The organism is Campylobacter ureolyticus ACS-301-V-Sch3b (assembly GCF_000413435.1).
Lineage (GTDB): Bacteria > Campylobacterota > Campylobacteria > Campylobacterales > Campylobacteraceae > Campylobacter_B > Campylobacter_B ureolyticus_A.
The window spans coordinates 1-22,439 of record NZ_KE340327.1 but is presented as its reverse complement, the minus strand read 5'-3'; the positions used below and the strand labels follow the sequence as shown (position 1 = coordinate 22,439).

The following is a 22,439-nucleotide window of genomic DNA, read 5'->3' as shown; positions in this document are numbered from 1 at the left end:
TTTGAGTAACTGTTTAAGTGACATAAACTAAATTTAAGCCACTTTGAAGATAAGTTTTACTCAACTTCAGCATCTATTACATCATCGTCATTTTTCTTGCCACTTTTATTATCAGCACCGGCGTTATTTGCACCAGCATTTTGACTTGCTGCTGCTTTATACATATCTTCAGCAACTTTACTTAAAGCTTGAACCTTGCTATCAATTGCCTCTTTTGTAGCACTCTCATCTTTTAAAGTAGCTTTAAGATCATTTAAGGCACTTTCAATTTTTGCTCTAACATCACTAGGGATTTTTTCACCCATTTCATTTAGAGTTTTTTCAGTTTGATGAGCTATACCATCGGCTTGATTTCTTGTTTCAATAAGCTCTTTTCTCTTTGAGTCCTCTTCTTTGTGAAGCTCGGCATCTTTTACCATTTTATCAATCTCTGACTCACTTAGTCCGCTTGATCCAGTAATTCTTATATCAGTTGCTTTTCCAGTTGCTTTATCTTTAGCTGAAACTGTTAAAATACCGTTTGCGTCGATATCAAATTGAACTTCAATTTGTGGGATACCGCGTTGAGCTGGCATAATGCCCTCAAGATTAAAATTACCCAAAGTTTTGTTATCTTTTGCAAACTCTCTCTCACCTTGAAGTACATTTATAGTAACTGCAGTTTGGTTGTCTTCTGCAGTTGAGAAAACTTGAGATTTTTTAGTTGGTATTGTTGTGCCCTTTTCAATAACTTTTGTCATAACGCCACCAAGTGTTTCAATTCCAAGGCTAAGAGGTGTAACATCAAGTAAAAGTACATCTTTTACATCACCTTTTATAACAGCACCTTGGATAGCTGCACCAATTGCTACAACCTCATCAGGATTAACAGATTTATTTAACTCTTTTCCACCAAATGCTTTTTTAACTTCTTCTTGAACTAAAGGAACTCTTGTTGAGCCACCTACCATTACGATTTCAGCGATATCTGAGTTAGATACTCCAGCATCACTCATAACATTTTTAAGTGTTTTAATTGTACTTGCTACCAAATCCTCAATCATACTTTCAAATTTAGCTCTTGTTAGGGTTTTTGTTAAGTGTTTTGGTCCTGTTGCATCGGCTGTAATAAATGGTAGATTTACAGTTGTTTCCATTGCTGAGCTTAACTCTTTTTTGGCATTTTCAGCAGCTTCTTTAAGTCTTTGCATAGCCATAACATCATTTTTTAAATCAATTCCACTTTCACTTTTAAACTCTGCTAAAAGCCAATCAATTAGCTTATTATCAAAGTCATCTCCACCTAAAAACGCGTCCCCTCCAGTTGCCAAAACCTCAACGACATTATCTCCAGTTTCTAGAACTGTGACATCAAATGTTCCACCACCTAAATCATAAACTACGATTTTCTCACTCTCTTTTTTATCAAGTCCATAAGCCAAAGCTGCCGCAGTTGGCTCATTTACTATTCTTAAAACATTTAAACCTGCGATAGTTCCGGCTTCTTTTGTAGCTTTTCTTTGACTATCGTTAAAATATGCTGGAACTGTAATAACAGCATCTACAACGCTTCCACCTAGATAACTTTCAGCATCTTCTTTTAATTTCATCAAAACTTTTGCTGAAATTTCTTGTGGTGTATAAACTTTACCATCGATCTCAACAGCTGCTGCACCGTTTCTATCAACTATTTTATAAGGAAGTCTTTTTTGTGCTTCTTTAGCATTGTTCTCATTCATCATCAAACCCATTATTCTTTTTATAGAATAAATTGTTTTTGATGGATTTGTAACAGCTTGACGCTTTGCAGTATCACCTACTAAAACCTCACCCTTATCTGTAAAAGCAACAATTGAAGGAGTTGTGTTTTTTCCCTCTTTATTTGGGATGATTTTACTTTCGCCTCTTTCAAATATTGCAACTGCTGAATTTGTTGTTCCTAAGTCAATTCCTATAACTTTACTCATTTTTTATCCTTTTTATTAAATTTATTTTTATTTTACTACAACAACCATTGCTGGTCTTAAAACTCTATCTTTATACAAATATCCTTTTTGATAAACTTGATGGATATCTCCACTTTCTTTTGACTCATCTTCAACTTGATTTATCGCATTGTGGATATTATGATCAAATTTACCATCAGTTTCAATTTGCTTGATACCTTGTTTTTCAAGACTTCTTAGCATCATATCAAGACACTGTTTTACACCATCTTTTATCTTGCTTGCCAAGTCATCACCTTGTGTTTGTATCTTTAAAGCCTCTTCTAAAGCATCAATTACTGGTAAAATATCCTTTGCAAAACTCTCGCTTGCATAAGCAACTGCGGTAAGCTTTTCTTTTTCAAGACGCTTTTTGATGTTTTCAAAATCTGCATTTGCTCTATAAAATTTATCAGTTAGTTCACTAAGTTCATTTTGAAGCTTTATAACCTCATCATTTTGTGAGTTTTTATCTGATTTTTCTTCACACTCACACTCTTTGTTATCTGTACAATCAGCTTGATTGTTTATATTTTCACACTTATAATCAGCACAAAAACCATTTTTTAGTTCATCTTGATTCATGCTGCCTCCATTCCTATAATATTAAAAAATTTTTCATAATCTTCATAAACACTTCCTGCACAAAGCATAGTAGCATCACTGTTTTTATAAACAACATCTGTTTTTATACCCATAAATCCTTGTTCAAAAATCGGATAAAAGAGTAAATTTTTACTAAATTTTGTTGTTATGCTTGGCTCAAAAAGCATTTTAAATCTTTCATCTTCAAATATTTTATATGCAATTACTTCATTTGCCATAAACTTAATTTCAGATCTTTTAAGCTCCTTTAGCTTAGTTCTAAGATCACTTAATCCAACTTGAATAGAAATTCTCTCCAAGTCTTTAAGCTCTGTTCCAACCAAATTTAAAAGTAAATCATAAACTCTATAATCAAATTTTAAAACAATTTCACTTCTTGAAAAACAAAGTATAATAAACCTATCTCTATAATTTATCACCTCATTTAAAATTTCATTATCTGAGCTAAAAATCATACAATAAATACTAAATTTATCTAAAACTTGCTCTAAAACTTGCTCATTTACAATAAACTTTTTGTCTAAATTGCTAAGTTTTTTCTCCCAATAGTTTTTCATAGTCAAAACAGTTGGCATTCTACCGCCGCTTATGTGAAGCTGCTTTAAAGCACCCTCATCGCTTAGCTTTTTAAAATAAACTCTAATGGTTGAAGCTGGGATCAAACCATCCATTCTAAGACCTAAATCAACAGAGCCAATTGGAGTATTTTCATCCAAATAAGCCTCTATTATGTAATTAAGTATTAAATCTCTTTTATTTATCTTCATCCCATAAAACCTCAAATAAACTTGCCAAATCTAAAAATACATTTTAAATTGGCTTTTAATGTTAGCACTCTATATTTTAAATTGCTAAGTGGTATTATACAATGTGAGCGTTACAATGTCAAGTATTTTATATAAATTTATTAATTTAATTTTATTTAGTCTCTAACACTCAACTTTTAAAGACTAAATAATACTTTTAATTTATATTTTTTAGATAAAATAGAGATTAAAAAACAATAAAGGGAAATTTTTGCAAACAGTAAATAGCGAATATTACGCAAAACAAGAAATAAAAAAATCAACTTTTTTGTCTTTTTTAGTTCCGTATGAGCTTTTTGATAAAACCCATGAGAGATTGAAGGCTGAGCATCCAAAAGCAGTTCATATAGTTTGGGCTTATAGGTTTTATAATAAATATCTTCAAATCGTTGAAAACCAAAGTGATGATGGAGAGCCAAAAGGCACAAGCGGACCACCTGCACTAAACTCTTTAAGAGGTGCTGATATTATAAATGCTGGAGTTTTTATAGTAAGGTATTTTGGCGGCATAAAGCTTGGTACTGGAGGACTTGTAAGAGCATATAGTTCAAGTGTAAATCTAGCTATTAGCCAAGCTGAATTAATAGATTTTGAGATAAAAAATAGCTGCTCATTTTTTGTCCCATTTAGCCTGATATCAAGATTTGAGTATTTTCTAGATAAAGAGGGCTTAAAATGCCAAAAAGAATTTGGAAATTTTGGAGCTTGTATTGAAATTTCAGTAAATAAAGATGAGTTTATAAAGTTTTATGATTTTTGTAAAGTTTTTTTGATAGATGAGTTTAAATTTTTATCAATTCCGCTTTTTGCAAAAGATATTTTAAAGGATTTTTAATGATTAAAAAGTTAGTTTTAGCATGTTTTGTATTGTCTTTTTTATTTTCTAACGAGACAAATAGCTCAAATTTTAAAGAGTTTTTTGGTGAAAATAGTGAATTTAAACATCCACAAATGGATTTTTGTCAAAGAGATAAAAATCTGTTAGAACATAATATTACAAAATCAGACTTAAAAAAGGGTGAGGTTTTTATACATGGTGGAAATACTGTAAAAAATAAATTTTTAGTTTTAAATAAATTTATAGACTCTAAAAAAGTTATAGATAATTTAAATGAAATTCTAAAAAAAGAGTTTCAAAATGACAAATTTAAAGAGTTTGAAAATTCACTTAGTTATGAAATTTTTGCCTTTAATGTAAGAAAAAAAGGCTCTAAAACAGAGTTTGAATTTGTAATAAAATACAAAATTACAAACCCTTTAAATAAAAAAGAGTTTAAAGAAAAAGAAATTTCAAATATTGTTAATTTAAAAGAAAACTCTAGTGATGAAATTTATAAAGAAGCTTTAAATATTATAATGCTAGAAATAAAAAATAGTATAAAAAATACAAATGGCAAATAAATTAATTATTTGTCTAGGCTTTTTATAAACTTTATATTTTATTTATAGCTCTTTTGAACCAATATGCTTTATTATGTGCTATGTCTAATAAATGACATTTTTTGCGAAACTTTTTTTTGCGTTGTTAAAACCAAAACTATATACCTTTTCTTTTGTTAGAACTTTAATATTTCATTATATTTTATATCTAAGTATTATTTTTTCAACGCTTTCTCTACTCATTTTTTTCTCCTTAACCTAATTCATATTATAAAAAAAGTTATTTTAGAATTTTCTATATTAATTTTCTTTTTATCTAAAAAATATCTCTTTAATAAATTTCTTTCCTTTTCGTCATTTGGCAATATATTTATAAATGTGTTTTCATCACTTATAACAACAGCATCAAACAATTTATATTTAAAAATAAGACCACCGTTTTTTAAATAAAGTAAAAATTTAGGCATAAATATGCAAAAACAAAACCCAAACAAAATAAAAAACATCTCTTTTAAGCCTTTAAGCAATAAACTATGAAAAAATATTATAAATAAAGATAAAAATATAAAAATAACAGCTATTTTATTATATAAAATACCACCATATCTATCATATTTTATACTAAATGTTCTTCTTACCTTTTTAATATTTTTTAATTTTATTTCTCTTCGTGGATTTAAATAGATAATAGATGAATTATTAAAACAAATAAATCTAGTATTTGCACTTTCAAAATATTCTCTAAAATAAGCAATACCGGAAATCATTGCTATTATACTTGTATATAAAAAAGATTGTGATTGTTCAAAATATCCCCATGTTAAAAGAACTAAAAAAATGCAAGTTATGGATGAAATAAAAAATAAATTTAAATTATTATCTTTTATAATAATCGGCTCTTTATCGTAATCTCGTTTATTTGAATTTGTTTTATTGTTTGAAATTTGAGAATTGTCTGAATTTAAATTTTCATCTGAATTTAAGCCATCTAATTCATTATTTGAATTTTCATAATGGTTATTGCCTAAATTTACTCTATTCTTAGGTCTATTATTTCTTAAATACTCTCTAAGTTTTTCTTTTTTTATCATCACTCAAATTTTAGCCTTTTGTTGTTTTTATAAAATTAGCTTATTTTAATATTTTAAATCTTAAATATTATTCAAATTTTATCTTAGCTTAAATATTTTAAAAGATTGTTATTTTTATAGCTAAATTTCAAGCTGTTTTTTGCAACGCTTTCTCTATTTGTAATTTATCCATTAAAATGTAATTAATTTTTTAGTTTTATCAATATCAATACCCAAATTTTGCAAAAAATACTCTCTAATTTCATCATAAATTTGTTCATTATAAAAATATATAAAATAATATTTTTGATTTGATAGCCATATGCCAGTTCCTGATTTTGGATCTATAATAGGCTTAGCTACAATTAAAATAGGAAAAATTCTAAATCCACTTAAAGTTTTATTTATCCATAAATATAAAAGTACTTTAAATATTATATTTGCAAACATTTTAGACAAAAACCAAGATATAATAATATAATAAATTTCCCTTGGCAAAGGTTTTGTTGCATAAACTATCCAAAGAAAAATTATAAAAACCACAAGAACCAAAATAAATAAAATAGATTCGATATCAAGCTTATTTTTCCAAAAAGGTTTTAGTAAACAATTTGGCACTTCGTTTATATTAATTTTTCGTTTTAATTTGCCATTTAGCATATAATTAATAGAATTATTTGTAAAATAAAGCCTGTAATTATCTCTTATAACATGGGCATAATAATCGTAAAAAACAAATACAAAAGGCACTATTAAAGGAACAAATAAAAGCCAAATTTCTATTTTTTCATCCATTACCAAACAAAGAATATAAAACATAATAGTTGTACCAATAGTTACTGAAAAATACTTCAACGAAACACCAAAAAAATAACTATAATCTTTAATAACTATCGGTTCTTTATCATAATCGCGTTTATTTGAAAAAGTGTTAAATGCCGTTTTCAAAACAAAATCCTTGTTTTTATACTTTATAAATTTTAGAATTTAAAACTTCGATAATATCAAACAAAGCCTTAATCTCATCTAAGATATTTTTAGCTGGATTATTTGCAACTGTGCTTTTATAAATATCTAGTTTTAAATGGTTGTATTTTTCCCCAATGTGAATGTAAATTTTAAGAGCTACTGCCTCTATTTAAGCATAAAGCTTTCATCTGCAAAGTTTTTAACATCATCTAGGTCGTGAGTAACTAAAATCGAAGTTATCTCAAGGCTATCTAAAATTTCTTTTATATCGGTTCTTATTTTTGTCCTTAAACCTGCATCAAGAGCACTAAATGGCTCATCAAGAAGTAAAAGTTTAGGCTTTATTGCTAACGCCCTTGCAAGTGCTACTCTTTGTTGCTGACCACCACTTAAAGCATGAGGATAGAGATCTCTATACTCACTCATTCTAATCAGCTCAAGCATCTCATCAACTCTTTTTTTATCATTTTTTATGCCAAAGCCTATATTTTGCCAAACCTTAAGATGTGGAAAAAGCGCATAGTCTTGAAAAAGATAGCCTATATTTCTTTTGTTTGGTGGTAAAAAAGTGATATTTTGACCATCTAGCCAGATCTCTCCACTATCTAAATTCTCAAAGCCACTAATTAGTCTTAAAATCGTGCTTTTGCCACTTCCACTTTCGCCAAGTATTGCTAGACGTTTTCCTTTTTGCAAAGAAAAGTTTAAATTTGAGATTAAATTTTGATCTTTTTTATATGAAAAAGAGACATTTTTTAGCTCTAAAAACACTATTTATCCTTTTAGTTTATTTAAAATTACCAGCAAAGCTAAACTTATGCCAACAACCACAATAGCAGGAGCCGCACTTAAAGCTAGCTGCTCATCACTTGCATATCTATCCATTTCAAAAGCTAGAGTTTTTAAATTTGGCGGAGTCAAAAGCGAACTTAATGGAAGCTCTTTGATTATCTCAATAAAAACAAGTATAAATGAGCTTAAAATAGCTGGTTTTATCATTGGCAGATCTACCAAAAAAAATGTTTTTAGTTTTCCTTTTCCAAGACTTAAAGAGGCTTCATAGTATTTTTTTCCTTGTTGGTTGAGACTATTTTGGACTCCCATATATCCTAAAGACAAAAACCTGATCATATAAGCAAAGACCAAAACCAACGGACTTAATGTTAAAAAAAGAGTTGCTTTCACCTCTAAAAGCCGATATAACCACTGCATTGACTTGTCGATATTTATAAATATCGCAAGCATCGAGATACCTACAACTGAACCTGGAATGCTATAGCCAATATTTGCAAATGAAGTTGCTATTTCCTTGATCTTGCCCTCTTTTAGCCTCAAAGACTCGTTGATAAACAGAGAAAAAACTACTATCAGCATGGCTGAAAATGTTGTAAGTAAAATTGTATTTTTGCTTAGATTGAAAAGCGAAATTAAATTTATATCACTATAGCTTTGATAAAGCCAGATAAAAATGTGAAGAAGTGGCAAAAACAAAGCTACCAATAAAAGTAAAAAAATTAGACAAACAACAGCAATTTCGCTCTTTTTACTTAATTTTTTGGCTCTTATCTTTTGTCTTTTTGTAACAGTTATAGCATATGGTTTTTGCAGTAACTTTTGAACTATTATGATAAAAAAGACTAAAAAAAGCAAAATCGAAGCAAGTTTTATAGCTGCATTTAAGTCGCCATACCCAACCCAAGCCTTATAAATTCCTGTGCTAAATACATGAAGTCCAAAATAGTTTGGCACTCCATAAGCATTCAGGCACTCCATCAAACAAAGCGTCATACCGCTTATAATTGCAGGTTTGCTAAGAGGCAAGATGACTTTAAAAAAGGTTTTAACTTGAGTGCAACCTAAATTTTGCGATGCTTCTATATAGTTTTGCGGAAACCTTTTTAAAAATCCTCTTAAGATGATATAGACATACGGATAAAAAGCCAGTGTTAGCACAAAAATAGCACCATAAATATTCATAATGTCAAAATGGACTCTTATATCAAAATTTTGCCTTAAAAAAGTTACTAACCAGCCAGAATAGCTGAAAAAATCAACATAAATATACCCAAAAAGATAGCTAGGGATTGCAAATGGCAAAATAAGGGTAAATTTGAAGAAATTTTTAAATTTATACTCATAAAATGTCTCAAAATAGGCTAAAAAAGTTCCTATAATGCCTGTAAAAATTCCTGTAAAAAAAAGTATTATAAAGCTGTTTTTTATGTAAAACTTAAGCTGTGTTTTAAACAAAAATTCAGTCGATTCGTTTGTTTGGTTAAAGATCCCAAAAAATATATAGATAATTGGAAATATTACAAGAGCCAAACAGACGAAAGTAAAAATAAGAGGTGCATCGCACCTCTTAAAGCGCCTTATCATTCGCACTATTTCCACATTACCTCATCAGCTATCATTTGAGCTTTTGTGAGGTTTTTGCCTATTTCATCAAAATCAATCTTGCTTTTCTTAAACTCTCCCCATGATTTTACGATATCAGCAGGCTCTGCTTTTGGGTTGGCTGGAAACTCAAAATTTGTCTTGGCAAAAATTTCTTGTGCTTTTGGAGTTGTTAAAAACTCTATAAACTTAACTGCGTTATCTTTGTTTTTAGCATATTTTGTAACACCAGCACCGCTTAAATTGATGTGAGTTCCTCCATCGTTTTGGTTTGGAAAAAATACCTTTAAATCTCTAGCAACCTCTTGCTCTACTGGATCTTTTGAAACAGACATTCTACCCATATAGTAACTATTCATTATGGCCACACTTCCAACACCTGAAACTATGGCTTTTGCCTGATCTCTGTCATTTCCCTTTGGAGCTCTTGCAAAATTTGCAACCAAGCCTTTTGCCCACTCTTTTGTCTTTGCCTCGCCATCTTTTGCTATCAAAAAGGCTATTAGGTGTTTGTTATATGATGATGTTGATGAGCGAGTTAAAATTTTGCCTTTAAATTTATCACCGCTTAACGCCTCATAGGTTGAGAGCTCTTTTTTGTCTATCTTCTTTGGATCATAAACCAAAACTCTAGCACGGTATGTGATACCTACCCAGTTTTTATCTTTGTCCATCAAATCTAGCGGTATATTTTCATCTACAATTTTTGAGTTTATTGGCTGTAAAAGCCCTTTTTGCTTTACATTGTAAAGATCGCCAACACCAACTGTCATAAAAACATCAGCTATTGTATCCTTGCCCTCAAGCTCAAGTTTTTGAGTAATCGCCTCTATCTTGTCTTGTATGACATTTACTTTGATGCCTGTCTCTTTAGTAAAAGCATCAAAAACCATCTTATCTGAGTCATAATGTCTTGAAGAATAAACATTTACAACAGAGTCTGCAAACAAAGAGCTTGCAACAATCAAAGCCGAAAAAATAATCTTTCTCATCTTTTTCCTTTATATAATGATATTAATTATTATAATTTACAATAGTAAACAAATAGTAATTTATAAATAGAATTTGGTGGTTTATCTTTTTTACTATAGATATAATAAACATAATAAATATCTGTAAGAAATTCACTATTAAAAAATAGTTTTGATATTTGCAAAACATATAAAATTTACATAAAAATAAAAAACAAAAGGCATTATGAATAAAAAATAATTTATACTAGAAACTTTAAAATATAAAAATATAAAAAATTTATTATAAAAACAATAAATTTTAGTTTGATAAATATACTAAAATAGATGGTGATTTATTATTTTTATATCGCTTGATGATATTACTGTTCTTATCAAAACAAAATCCTTATTTTTATACTTTATAAATTTTAGAATTTAAAACTAAAATTTCAACAATATCAAGCAAAGCGTTAATCTCATCTAAGATATTTTTAGCCGGATTATTTGTAATTGCACTTTTATAAATATCTGGTTCAAAATGGTCGTATTTTCCCTCAATGTGAATGTAAATTTTAGAATTTTTAAAATTTATTTTAATATCATCACCAAAATTTTTAGTTAAATTTGCTATTTTTTCTAAAAATAAAGGCGTTAAAATATACATTGTATTTATAGGATTATCACTAAAAACCTTAAATTTATCGTTAAAAAGAGCATTATCCATCAAAATATTATGCGATTTAAAATTGATAATTTTTTTAGAAATTATAGTAGTTTGTGAGTTTATCTCTTTTGAAAAATCAGCCACAAAAAAGACTCCACCAAAATTAGAATCACTAGAATTAATAAAAACTTCAAAAAACTTAAATTTAGTGCCAAATTTTTCACCTTCTATGACATCATCTAAATAATCAACTTCTGATGAGTTAAAAAAACCACTACTTTGTAACAAAATTCTATCAAATTTATTTGACATTTTATGACCTAGATATTTAAATCCTTGTTTTTCAATGAAATTTTTAACATAAATAGTTTTGAAAGAGATTTTATACTTTTTTATTTCTTCAAAAATATAAATCTCTCTGTTTTGATAATAACAAGCGTAATAATATATGATAAAAGCTAATATAATTATTGCAATGGTACTTAAATCAAACTCTAAATATGACCCATAACCCATTAAAGCACAAACTACAAAAGGAGTTAATAAAATCAAAAACACATGAAAAACCGCTTTAATATCACGGTTTTTCAGATTTTTAAGGGTATCTTTTCTATATCTTTCCAGTTCTAAAAGATTCAAAATTTTATCCCATTATCTCAAATTTCTTAAAAAACTCCTCATCTTTTTCTACTAGTCCTCTTTTTATTAAGCTTTCAATAACATCTTTTGAACAATTAACCTCTTTTGGCCACTCTCTTTCATATCCATCAATTTGGCTTTTTTCTGTTGCATCTATGCAAATTTGATCTCTGTTTGTATAAATATCTCGAAGTGCATCAATATTATTTGTAATTCTCCAAACACTAATATATGGGTTATTTACATCATTTTTTGTATCTAAGAATATTAAGATTTTAAAATATTTTCTAAGTTTTAAAAGCTCATTAAAACATTTTCTAACAATATCTTTTTTATCGTAATTTATCAAAACTACTGGATTTTTTGTATCGCAAAAATATTGTTTTAAATTTATAATATTTTTGTCTATTTTTTTAAATTCCTTTAAAAGCTCTTCATTGCTTAACATTTCAGCCTCTTTTGGCTCTAAGTCTATAGTAGCATCAATGCCAAGTTTTCCACCAAAGCAAGAATTTGGGCTTGCGTGATCAAGCTGATCACAAACACCTTCGCTAAAAAATAAACTTTTTGAAGTTATACGGTTTAAAACATATTTTCCAAGTTCATTAAAATCATTTAAATTTGGAGCGTCACTATCAACGAAAATAGCATGTTTTACAAAACTCATCTGACCAACTCCCCAAAAAGCATGCATCATTTGTTTTGCATGAGCTGGATACCAAGCATTTATTTTAGCTAGTATTAAATTGTGAAAAACACCATTTTCAGGCATATTATAATCAACTAAATCTGGAGCTGTAACTTTAAAAAGAGGTAAAAATACCCTCTCTGTTGCATACCCCATATATTTATCCTCCAAAGGCGGCTTTCCAACAACTGTTGCGTGATAAATAGGAGCATTTTTATGAGTTATAGCAGTTACATTCATAACAGGAAATGGCAAAATAGGTGTATAAAAACCTGTGTGATCACCAAATGGACCCTCATCTTCAAGCTCATCTGGATCTACAAACCCCTCAATAACAAAATCACTATCATGTGGAATATAAATATCATTTGTCAAACTTTTTACAAGTTTTGCAGGACTTTTTCTAATAAAACCATAAAGAAGCAATTCAAAAATACCATGTGGAAGAGGTGCTTGACCGCACCAAATATAAAGCGGATCTCCGCCAATTGCCACAGAAACTGGCATTTTAATACCAGCTTTTTTATATTCGTTAAAGAAATTTGCTCCATCTTTATGAATTTGCCAATGCATACCAAGTCTATTTTTAGAATAAACCTGCAAACGATACATTCCTAAATTTTGAGTTTCTCCATTTAAATCTTTGGTGTAAACTTGCCCCATAGTTATAAAAGGTCCACCATCTTTTTCCCATGTTGTAAGATGCGGTAAGTCATACAAATCAACATTCTCACCTAAGATTTTATTTTCTTGGCAAACACCCTCGCCTTTTAATTTTTTAATAAAAATATTTTTTAGTGAATAAAGATATTTTAAAAAATCAAATTTATCAGCTAAATTTGTAGGTTTTTTTGGTTTTAAAAGTGAGGTTATCTCATCTGCTATTTCATCTGGAGTTTTTCCTAAAATTAAATTTAAAGCTTCAAAGCTTCCAAATGTATTTGTTAAAACAGGAGGATAAATTCGCCCATCTTTACTAATAGGGCGAGTAAAAAGTAGTGCCTTAGAATCCTTTTTTTTAACCTCAATGTAGCTGATATGTCCAATTTCTCTATCTATATCAACTGGCTCATCAATGATCTTTAAAAGTCCAGCTTCTTTAAATTTTTCTACCCACTCTTGCATAATTTATCCTTTTTAAAGTTTTTTTAAAATCAACTAACTATTATTTGCCATTTTTTCAGCTTCTTTTAAAAGCTCTTTTGCACCTTCTTTTATAAACTCATCAGCTAAATTTTTACCAGCTGTTTTAAACTCATCTTTATCTATAATAATGCTTTTTTTAATGAATTTACTTCCATCGGGAAGTCCAACGACAGCATTTATTTTTATATTATCATCTATAACTTCAGCATTTACACCAATTGGCACTTGACATCCACCCTCTAATGCTCCAACAAATGCTCTTTCTATTGTTATTTCCATAAAAGCTTTTTTATCATTTATAAAAGAGATAAGACTTAAAATTTCACTACTATTAGGGCATTCAATTCCTAAAACACCCTGTCCCATTGCTGGAATCATCTCATCTTTACTAAATTTATAAATATGTTTAACTTCTTTATCAAGCCCTATTCTTCTAATTCCTGCAACAGCTAAAATAATTGCATCAAACTCACCATCTTTTAGTTTTTTAATCCTAGTATTTACATTTCCACGAAGTGGTAAAATTTTAATATCTGGTCTAAGCATTTTAATTTGCATCTGTCTTCTAAGGCTAGTAGTTCCAACTCTTGCACCATTTGGAAGATCTTTTATTGAAGCAAATTTTTCACTTACTAATGCATCTCTTTCATCTTCTCGTTTGCTTACTGCACCCAAAATTAGTCCATCTGGAAATTCCATAGGAACATCTTTTAAGCTATGAACAGCTAAATGACTCTCACCATTTAGCATACTAACTTCAAGCTCTTTTGTAAAAAGTCCCTTTCCACCTATTTTTGATAATGGACTATCAAGAATTACATCACCTTTTGTTTTCATACTTTTTATTTCTACTTCAAGTTTATGTTCTTTTTCAATCTCACTTTTTATAAACTCACTTTGCCACATAGCTAAAGCACTTTTTCTTGAAGCAATTATCAATTTTTTCATATTTTTCCTTTTTATTTATCTCTTTCATCTATAATTTCAACATCTATAATATCATCATCATAGCTTGTTTTTGAGTGTTTTTTATTTCTAGATTTTAAATCGATATAATCTTTTGATAAAAAACGCATTACAATACTTGAAATAATTATTAAAAAACCTATTGTATCTGATAAAATACCAGGAATAAGTAAAAAAAATCCTCCTAATGCAATGCCAAAATTTCCTGAAATATCTTTTGGTGAAATGGTTCTAAAATCTCTTAATAAATCTAACATTCCAAATTTTGATATTAAAATAAATCCAACGCCAATACTTAAAATAACTTCTAATAAAAGAGCAAAAAAACCATACTTGTAAATAAACATCATTACAAATAAAGTCTCTAAAATGGCGTATGGAAGTAAATATTTTCTCATAATAAAATCTCTTTTATCTTATTTAGTGCTTCATCTTTTGAAATTTTTTCTTTTATTAGACCAGCTCTTTTTATAAACTCAACTTCACCGTTTGCTAAATTTTTACCTACAATTAAGGCGTATGGAAATCCAATTAATTCATAATCATTCATTTTAACGCCAAATCTTTCATCTCTATCATCAAGAATAGTTTTTATTCCTAAATTTTCACATTTTTCATAAATTTCATTTGCAAAATTAATTTGATTCTCATCTTTTATATTTGAAATTATTATTTGAAGTTTAAAAGGAGCTATTTTTTCATTCCAAATTATTCCCTTTTCATCGTGACTACTTTGAACGGCAATTGCGATAAGTCTTGTAACTCCAATGCCATAACAACCCATAAAAAATGGTACCGTTTTGCCATTTTTATCTAAAAAAGTAGCATTCATAGGTTTTGAGTATTTTTGTCCTAGTTTAAATATATGCCCTGCCTCAATGCCTTTTGTTTTTTTCAAAATAGCACCACATTTTGGACAACAATCACCCTCATTTACAGCTACCAAATCTTTAAATCTCTCATCTTTAAAGCTTGAAACACTAAAGCCAATTATATGATAATCTTTTTCATTTGCTCCAACTATCATCTCTTTTTGGTCTTTTAACTCATTGTCTATAAAAAACAAAATATCTTTTGGAAGTTTAGCTGGTCCACAAAATCCAGCTACAAGCCCAGCTTCTTCTATCTCTTCTTGACTTGCATCCATAAGTTCAAGCGCAGAAGTCGCATTTAAAGCTTTTACTTCTTGAAGTTCATCGCAACCTCTTATGAAAAATACCACTATTTTAAAGCTGTCATCTTCAAATTTTGCTTTTTTAATAATTGCTTTTATAGTATAAAATTTATCAACTTTAAATAAATTAGCAATTTCATCAATTGTTTTTAAATTTGGTGTATGAAATTTACTCATCATACTACTTTGCGGTGGCAAATTATTGCAAGTTTTAGGCTTTCTTTTGGCAGCTTCGATATTAGCAGCATATTTACAGCTCTCACAAACCAAAATATCATCTTCACCGCTATCAGCCAAAACCATAAATTCCTTACTTCCACTTCCGCCAATTGCTCCACTATCTGCCTCAACAGCTCTAAAATTAAGTCCTAATTTTGTAAAAATGGAAGTGTAAGTTTTATACATATTATCAAATTCTTTATCTAAGTCCTCTGTGCTTGAATGAAAACTATATCCATCTTTCATAACAAACTCACGCCCTCTTAAAAGTCCAAATCTAGGTCTTGCCTCATCTCTAAATTTAGTATTTATCTGATAAATATTTAATGGGAGCTGTTTATAGCTGGTAATTTTATTTTTTACCATATTTACAGCACTTTCTTCATTTGTAGGACTTATTACAAAATCATTTTCTTTTCTATCCTTAAATCTTAAAAGTTCTTTTCCATAAACATTAAATCTTCCACTTTCCTTCCAAAAATCAGCCGGAGTTACAACGCTAAAATTTACTTGTATTGCTCCACTTTTATCCATTTCTTCTTTTATAACATTATAAATATTATCATAAACCATTTTTCCTAATGGCAATAAATCATAAAGTCCACTTCCATTTTGATTTATAAAACCAGCTCTTATTAGATAGATGTGACTTTGTAAAACTGCATCTTTTGGTGCTTCTTTTGTTGTTGGTATGAAAAATTTGCTAAATTTCATCGGTGTTGCCTTTTGCTAATAAATTTATATCTGAGTATTGTGAAGTATATTTTTCAAATTCATCTTTTATATCAAAAATATCTAAAATTAAATCCACAGCACAAGCATCATCACTTTCTAAATTTTTTAAATTAATGGTAGGCTTGTGAAGATATGCTTTAAAAACTTGATGAATTAATTTTCTTGCTTCCTCTTGATCTGAATGCTTTAAATAACCTTTTTCAATAGCTTTTTGTATTTCATTTTCAGCTATTTTTTTGGCATTTAATCTTAAAGCTTTAATAATTGGAGTTGTTGCTAAAGTTTGAAGCCATTTGAAAAACTCATTTGTATATCTGCCAACAATAGCAAAAGCTATTTGAGCCTGTTCTTCACGCATCGCTAAATTTAATTTTACAATTTCTTGTAAATCATCAACGCTATAAACTTTTAAATTTAATGATTCTGTAATTTCAATATCTCTTGGAACAGCGATATCAAAAAAATATCTATCAAACTCACACTCTTCTATAAAAGTATCATCAATGACAATTTTTGGGGAAGCTGTGGCACTAAAAATAAGCTGATGAGAGTTAATAACATCTTTTAAATTTGAAAAAGGCTCATATTTAATATCTGCATTTAACTCATTTATCAAATTTAAGGCTCTTTCTTTGCTTCTATTTACTAAAATTATTTTGGCACCACTGCTTAATAAATGCTTACAAGCTAGCTCACTCATCTTTCCAGCACCAACAACAACTGCTGTTATGCCTTCTAAACTCTTAAAAATTTCTTTTGCTTTTGATACAGCTACACTTGAAACAGATACTGGATTTTTAGAAATTTCAGTTTTATTTCTAACTTCAGCAGCGCATTTAAAAGAATAATCAACTGCCCTTTTTAAGTTTAAATCAGCATATTTGCCATCAATTGCAAATTTTAAAGCATCTTTTAACTGTCCTACTATCTGAGTTTCTCCAATAACTAAACTATCTAAAGAACTTGCTACCAAAAAAAGATGATGAAGTGCTCCACTAGCATAATATATATCGGCTCTATTTTCAAGCTCATTTAAAGCCACACCACTTGTTATAGACATAACTTTTAAAATATAACTTTGAGAAATTTCTAAATCATTTACAAAAGCCATAACTTCAACTCTATTGCAAGTACTAAGCAACATGCACTCTGATATACTTTGATTTGATAAAATAAGCCTTAAAACCTCTTCTTTTTTCTCATTACTAGAAAAAGATAGTTTTTCTCTTATATCAATATCTGTGTTTTTATGTGTAAAACTTATACTTAAAAAATTCACTAAAACTTCCTATCAACCATATTTTTCATTATATCTATAAGTTCGTTATTTTTATATTTTTCTATAGCTTCTATGCCCTCATTTGCTATAAATTTTGCCTCATTTACGCATTTTTCAATTATTTTAAACTCATTAAATTTATCTTTTACCCATAAAATTTCATCGCTACTAAGTTCTTTTTTAAAATAACTTAATAATGTTTTTTTATCTTTATCATTTAAATTTTCATAAAGATAAATATATGGAAGAGTTGTTTTTCCATCTTTATAATCACTTAAAGCTGGCTTTCCAAGAGTTTCATCGTCGCTTACAATATCTAAAATATCATCAACTATTTGAAAAGCAATACCTAAATTTCTACCATATTTTGCAAATTTATCAGCGTCATAACCTTTTAAAAAAGCCGCACATTTTGCACTTGCTTCTATTAAAACGGCTGTTTTTTTATAAATCATCTCAAAATAAAGAGATTTATTACTATTAAATTTTTTACTAAGCTCAATATCCATTAACTCACCAATACTTAGCAATGAAACAGCTGCTGATACATTACGAGCAATAAATTTATCAAATAAACTAAGCTCAAAATACCCTTTTGAATATAAAATATCTCCAAGCATAATAGCATTTTTAGAGCCATATGTTGCATTTATAGAGCTTTTTCCACGCCTTGTGTCACTTTCATCAATAACATCATCATGAAGCAAACTTGCTGCATGAATCATCTCAATAACTGCACAAAGCTTTAAGCTTTCATCGCTTACTCCAGCTATTTTTAAGATAAGTTTTGAACGAAGTTTTTTTCCAGAACTGATGTTTAAAAACATTGAATTAGCTTTCTCATAGCAAAATTCTTCTACAAAACCTTTCATAATTTCATCGATTTTATTTAAATTTTCCATTTTCACTCGCTATTTGATAATATGTTTGAACTTAGCTGTATAAAGATATCATTTAATTCATCTTGTATTGCTTCATTGTCTAGGTTTGAAATAGTTAATTCTTTATCTTTTAAAGTTTTTTTTAAATGCACAAATTCAATAAGCAAATTTTCAATCTCAGTTTCAACTATATTTTGATTTGCGTTAAAAATGATATCGAAAAACTTCTGCCTAGGTGAGCTTTCAAAAATATCCAAATTTTACATCCTTAAAAAATAATTATCTCATTATATCAAAAGAAAGTTTTAATTTTGATAAAAATAATTTAAAATAGAATTTAACGCTTCATTTGGTGTATCAACTCCTTGCATAAGTCCTTTGCCAAAACCCCAATTAGCATGTAGATATTGTATTTTAGCGTTTGAAGATGCAGCTTTATCTTTTAAGCTATCGCCAATAAAAATAGTTTTAAAAGATTTATTGTTTTTAGAGTGATGATTTATTATTTTTATAAGCATTGTTGGATCTGGTTTTTTAGGATTTTCTTCATCAAAACCAATTATGTAGTCAAAATATTCAAAAATTTCAAGTTTTTTTAGTATTTTTTCAAGTGATTTATTAGGTGCATTTGAAGCAAGAGCTATGGCAATATTTTCTTTTTTTAATTTCTCTAAAAGATGTTTTATGCCACCATAAATCGTAGCATACTTTTCATAATTTTGCCTAAACAAAACCTCAAATCTATCCATGAGCTTTTGCGATGGTGTGATGCCTGGGTAAAACTCTTTTATATAATTTTTAGTTGGATCATTTATAATTTTTACTATAAAATCACTTTCTAAATTCGGTTTTAAATCTAGCTCTTTTCTAGTAGTATTTATAGTGCTAGTTATCGCTTTGCTACTATCAACTAAAGTTCCATCCATATCAAAAATAACTAAATTCATACATCTCCTTTTTTGAGTATAGTATACAAATTTTGCTTTTGATATGGTTAAATAAATATTTTAAAAATCAATAAAATTTGTCAATTGTGGGCAAATTTCTTTCTTTTGACTATAAACAGTTTTAATTTTAGTTTTTAATTTTTCAAGTTTTATCTCTTTTTCTTGTTTTGTGTCAAAATTTACAGTTAAATTTTGAGTTGCAACAAAACTTACATTTAAGGAAGTTATAAGCTTTTGACAATATTCACAATTGTTTTCATCACACTTTTGTGATAAGTAGCTTAAGCACTCATCTTTAGTTTTATTTCTGCACTCATCAGAGATATCAGCAAAGGCAAATGAAACAAAACAGGCTAACAAGATAAAAAGTAATTTTTTCATATAAATCCTTAAAAAATTTTGGCATAAATGACTTTCATTATATACTATTTTTCTTTTATTTTTACTTAAAAAAAATACTAAATAAAATTATTTATTTTTTAAAATTACACATATAATTATAACAACTTCATAGAAAAGTGTTAAACAGTATTACTTATCTTAAAAACTTACCTTTTAGCACTCCAAATCTGTCATTATCAGGTATTTGCATATACCCTAAACGCATTATTTCTCTTTTATTACCTGCTTTTTGCAACTCTTTTAGATGTGGTAACAACTCATCAGGGGCTAAAATCTTATCTGTTTTTTTAGCTAAATCTAGCGTTTTACTTAAAAACTCGTTATTTATCCTCCTACTAGCCATTTTATAAAGAGTTTGAGGAAGCACCCTTGCGATATCTGTTACTTCTCCCATTTTAGCTCTTTCATCTGCTGTATAATCACGCCTTATTTTTATTTTTGTATTTTCATTAGCCATTTTTAAAAGTGTTTTTTCATCATAAGGCTCATTTAGTATCCATTTTCCACCTGTAGAAAAGCCCTTATCCCCTTTAACAGCTATTTTATTAAGTGCTTTTAGTCTTTGATACTCTCCTATACCAATGGTTTTTTCAAGTCCTCTTTTATAAATTGGGTCTATCCCAAAAGCTGATGAACTACTACTTATCCAGTCTTTAAACTTTGACTTTAATCCCTCGTTTTCATAGATACGGCTTAAAAAGTTTCCGCTAAACTCTTTTGCAGTATTTTCATCTACTAGCTTAGCTCCTACTTGATATTCAAACTCTTTTATTATTTGATTTTTAACATCATTTGCAAACTTTCTAATTTCAGGGCTAAGGCTTTCAATACTTCCATTATTTGCTAAAAAGTCATAAAAAGCTTTGTTATCTTTCTTTGATAACTGATTTAAAACACCACTTAAATTTACATACTTATTAAACATAGCATTTAATTCACCAGTTACACTATCTCTTACTTTTTCATAACTTTTATCTAAGGTATTAGCAAATAGATATTTTATATTTCCAACATTGCCACCGATATCGCTCCAAGTTTTAGATGCCTCTTTGCTTAAAAACTTATTAGCAACACCAACTAAGCCTTTATCCACTCCTTTTTCAATTGCTTTATCTATTCCTTTTGGAGTTTTTATCATATTTTTTACTAGATTAACGGCTGAGTGAGAGATGCCACCAAAGTTCGATGCCCCCATTCCCCCTAAAGCTCCAATTATAAAGCCCTCTAGTTTTTTATCTTCAGGCGCTGAATAAGCTCCTATGCCACCACCTACACCACCAGCAACTATGTTTTTAGCCATAGCTTGAGTGGTAAAACCACCTTTCATTTTATCATTGTTTAAGGTGTTTTTAGGTATATTATCTGTATTAGAGGTTAAGGGTGGATGAGAAGAAGTCAGTTCTCCCTTAAATTTACCGCTATAAGCTGGCAGGTTCGCGGTATTGCCCTTAACCTCATCTGGAATATCTCCTTTTATTTTCTTATATGAAGTTATTACCCACTTATTATCTCCAACTTTATCATATCCTTTTGCAAGACCTACTAGATAGAAGTTATCGCCTTTTTTAAGCCAAATAGTTTCAACGCCATTTTTATTGACTAATTTGCCTTTACTTATTATCTCATTTAACGCCTTGCCAACTGCATTTACATCACTACCAAACTCACTAAAATCATCAATATGTTTATCTAGTATTTTTCTAAGCCCTAACCTTGTATCGCCCCAAACTAAGTCAATATCGCCTAAATCTTTTTTATAAAACGCCCCTGCAACTTGCCCTTGTTTTTCAGCTAAAAGCTTGTTAATTGCTCCGTGTGGGTTGTGGTAAAACTCAGCATAGTTTTTGCCAAACTCTTTTATAGGAGTGATATTTAGTTCTTTTTCTAAATTTATTCTTGCTAGGTCTTTTTCTTCGCCCTTTATTATTTTTATAAAAACACTACATATCTAATAAAATCTATATTTACATCATAAATCTTTTTTGCAATAAAATTTTAAACTAACCACCATTATCTAAATAAACACATAAACAAGATAAAAGATAAAATAAACAAACAAGCAAATAAAAAGCATTTAAAATTAAATTTGATTAGATATGTTTAAAATAAACATTGTAATAAATATCGGATAAGTAAATAATTAAAAATATATAGATATTATAAAAACAAAGTCCGCAGTGACCTACTTTCCCAACATCCCAGTAAGGGAGAGTATCATCAGCCACGATGTGCTTAGCTTCTTGGTTCGGGATGGAGCAAGGCGTTTCCACATCTGTATAACCACGGACAGTGTTAAATAAAAATATTTAAATAAATACTCTTATTAAACACTGTTAGTTAAATTGTTAAAAGTCTAAGTTTTAATATTTAAAACTATAAAACTTGTTTAAAGGATAATTTATCCTTAACAAGGAAGTGATGCTTATAAAAATAAGATAAGCAAACGAGCTATTAGTACTGGTCAGCTAAATGACTTACATCACTTACACACCCAGCCTATCAAACTTATAGTCTATAAGAGCTCTTAAAAGAAGATTAATCTTGGAGTTGGCTT

General features: G+C 28.8%; 21 protein-coding genes, 2 rRNA genes and 1 pseudogene. 2 read left to right on the top strand and 22 right to left on the bottom strand.

Annotated features, from left to right (window positions below; all coding sequences use genetic code 11):
• Window positions 1–56: 56 nt before the first annotated feature.
• From dnaK to HMPREF9309_RS05235, 3 genes are read right to left on the bottom strand one after another with little or no spacing between them, the layout of a single operon-like run.
• Window positions 57–1,946, bottom strand: coding sequence for a molecular chaperone DnaK (gene dnaK, locus HMPREF9309_RS05245; protein WP_016646880.1), 1,890 nt, complete (start codon window positions 1,944–1,946; stop codon window positions 57–59).
• A gap of 27 nt (window positions 1,947–1,973) precedes the next feature.
• Window positions 1,974–2,549, bottom strand: a complete 576-nt coding sequence (grpE, locus tag HMPREF9309_RS05240) for a nucleotide exchange factor GrpE (protein ID WP_016646879.1) — start codon at window positions 2,547–2,549, stop codon at window positions 1,974–1,976.
• Complete coding sequence (locus tag HMPREF9309_RS05235; protein ID WP_016646878.1) at window positions 2,546–3,337, bottom strand: HrcA family transcriptional regulator; 792 nt, start codon at window positions 3,335–3,337, stop codon at window positions 2,546–2,548. Before HMPREF9309_RS05235 ends, grpE begins: the two co-directional genes overlap by 4 nt.
• Window positions 3,338–3,587: 250 nt before the next feature.
• Between HMPREF9309_RS05235 and HMPREF9309_RS05230 the strand changes: the two genes are divergently transcribed.
• On the top strand, window positions 3,588–4,211 hold the full coding sequence (locus HMPREF9309_RS05230; RefSeq protein WP_016646877.1) for an IMPACT family protein: 624 nt from the start codon (window positions 3,588–3,590) through the stop codon (window positions 4,209–4,211).
• Window positions 4,211–4,777: a hypothetical protein gene (locus HMPREF9309_RS05225; protein WP_016646876.1), complete on the top strand. Its 567-nt coding sequence runs from the start codon at window positions 4,211–4,213 to the stop codon at window positions 4,775–4,777. Before HMPREF9309_RS05230 ends, HMPREF9309_RS05225 begins: the two co-directional genes overlap by 1 nt.
• Before the next feature lie 242 nt (window positions 4,778–5,019).
• Here the strand turns inward: HMPREF9309_RS05225 and HMPREF9309_RS09145 are convergent, their stop codons facing one another.
• The 19 genes and pseudogenes from HMPREF9309_RS09145 to HMPREF9309_RS05135 form a co-directional block, all read right to left on the bottom strand.
• Window positions 5,020–5,847 (bottom strand): hypothetical protein, encoded by an 828-nt coding sequence (locus HMPREF9309_RS09145; protein WP_016646875.1) that lies wholly within the window; start codon window positions 5,845–5,847, stop codon window positions 5,020–5,022.
• Window positions 5,848–6,018: 171 nt separating this feature from the next.
• The gene (locus tag HMPREF9309_RS05215; RefSeq protein ID WP_016646874.1) at window positions 6,019–6,774 is read right to left on the bottom strand and encodes a hypothetical protein; all 756 of its coding nucleotides are present in this window, start codon (window positions 6,772–6,774) and stop codon (window positions 6,019–6,021) included.
• A 186-nt stretch (window positions 6,775–6,960) separates the two neighbouring features.
• Window positions 6,961–7,566: an ABC transporter ATP-binding protein gene (locus HMPREF9309_RS05210; protein ID WP_016646873.1), complete on the bottom strand. Its 606-nt coding sequence runs from the start codon at window positions 7,564–7,566 to the stop codon at window positions 6,961–6,963.
• A 3-nt stretch (window positions 7,567–7,569) separates the two neighbouring features.
• Window positions 7,570–9,174: an ABC transporter permease gene (locus tag HMPREF9309_RS05205; protein ID WP_016646872.1), complete on the bottom strand. Its 1,605-nt coding sequence runs from the start codon at window positions 9,172–9,174 to the stop codon at window positions 7,570–7,572.
• 5 nt (window positions 9,175–9,179) lie between these two features.
• The gene (locus HMPREF9309_RS05200) at window positions 9,180–10,184 is read right to left on the bottom strand and encodes a Fe(3+) ABC transporter substrate-binding protein (RefSeq protein ID WP_016646871.1); all 1,005 of its coding nucleotides are present in this window, start codon (window positions 10,182–10,184) and stop codon (window positions 9,180–9,182) included.
• A 373-nt stretch (window positions 10,185–10,557) separates the two neighbouring features.
• Window positions 10,558–11,448, bottom strand: a complete 891-nt coding sequence (locus tag HMPREF9309_RS05195; RefSeq protein ID WP_016646870.1) for a DUF3137 domain-containing protein — start codon at window positions 11,446–11,448, stop codon at window positions 10,558–10,560.
• A gap of 4 nt (window positions 11,449–11,452) precedes the next feature.
• Complete coding sequence (locus HMPREF9309_RS05190) at window positions 11,453–13,261, bottom strand: menaquinone biosynthesis decarboxylase (protein WP_016646869.1); 1,809 nt, start codon at window positions 13,259–13,261, stop codon at window positions 11,453–11,455.
• A 33-nt stretch (window positions 13,262–13,294) separates the two neighbouring features.
• Entirely contained in the window at window positions 13,295–14,230 is a 936-nt protein-coding gene (gene hemC, locus HMPREF9309_RS05185) for a hydroxymethylbilane synthase (RefSeq protein WP_016646868.1), read from the bottom strand.
• An 11-nt stretch (window positions 14,231–14,241) separates the two neighbouring features.
• The gene (locus HMPREF9309_RS05180; RefSeq protein WP_016646867.1) at window positions 14,242–14,646 is read right to left on the bottom strand and encodes an FxsA family protein; all 405 of its coding nucleotides are present in this window, start codon (window positions 14,644–14,646) and stop codon (window positions 14,242–14,244) included.
• Window positions 14,643–16,355 carry a proline--tRNA ligase gene (locus HMPREF9309_RS05175; protein ID WP_016646866.1) on the bottom strand — a complete coding sequence of 571 codons (1,713 nt, stop codon included), beginning with the start codon at window positions 16,353–16,355 and terminating at the stop codon, window positions 14,643–14,645. Before HMPREF9309_RS05175 ends, HMPREF9309_RS05180 begins: the two co-directional genes overlap by 4 nt.
• Window positions 16,345–17,655 carry a glutamyl-tRNA reductase gene (gene hemA, locus HMPREF9309_RS05170; RefSeq protein WP_016646865.1) on the bottom strand — a complete coding sequence of 437 codons (1,311 nt, stop codon included), beginning with the start codon at window positions 17,653–17,655 and terminating at the stop codon, window positions 16,345–16,347. The genes HMPREF9309_RS05175 and hemA overlap by 11 nt, the downstream gene beginning before the upstream one ends.
• Complete coding sequence (locus HMPREF9309_RS05165) at window positions 17,655–18,557, bottom strand: polyprenyl synthetase family protein (RefSeq protein WP_016646864.1); 903 nt, start codon at window positions 18,555–18,557, stop codon at window positions 17,655–17,657. Before HMPREF9309_RS05165 ends, hemA begins: the two co-directional genes overlap by 1 nt.
• Before the next feature lie 2 nt (window positions 18,558–18,559).
• Complete coding sequence (locus HMPREF9309_RS05160; protein ID WP_016646863.1) at window positions 18,560–18,793, bottom strand: DUF2018 family protein; 234 nt, start codon at window positions 18,791–18,793, stop codon at window positions 18,560–18,562.
• A gap of 48 nt (window positions 18,794–18,841) precedes the next feature.
• Window positions 18,842–19,483 carry an HAD family hydrolase gene (locus HMPREF9309_RS05155; RefSeq protein ID WP_016646862.1) on the bottom strand — a complete coding sequence of 214 codons (642 nt, stop codon included), beginning with the start codon at window positions 19,481–19,483 and terminating at the stop codon, window positions 18,842–18,844.
• 60 nt (window positions 19,484–19,543) lie between these two features.
• Window positions 19,544–19,864 carry a hypothetical protein gene (locus tag HMPREF9309_RS05150; RefSeq protein WP_016646861.1) on the bottom strand — a complete coding sequence of 107 codons (321 nt, stop codon included), beginning with the start codon at window positions 19,862–19,864 and terminating at the stop codon, window positions 19,544–19,546.
• 154 nt (window positions 19,865–20,018) lie between these two features.
• Window positions 20,019–21,212 (bottom strand): hypothetical protein, encoded by a 1,194-nt coding sequence (locus HMPREF9309_RS05145; protein ID WP_016646860.1) that lies wholly within the window; start codon window positions 21,210–21,212, stop codon window positions 20,019–20,021.
• 156 nt (window positions 21,213–21,368) lie between these two features.
• Window positions 21,369–21,692: pseudogene (locus tag HMPREF9309_RS09215) on the bottom strand (putative barnase/colicin E5 family endoribonuclease); the annotation flags it as partial.
• A 362-nt stretch (window positions 21,693–22,054) separates the two neighbouring features.
• Window positions 22,055–22,173, bottom strand: a 5S ribosomal RNA gene (rrf, locus tag HMPREF9309_RS05140).
• A gap of 143 nt (window positions 22,174–22,316) precedes the next feature.
• Window positions 22,317–22,439, bottom strand: a 23S ribosomal RNA gene (locus HMPREF9309_RS05135); the annotation flags it as partial.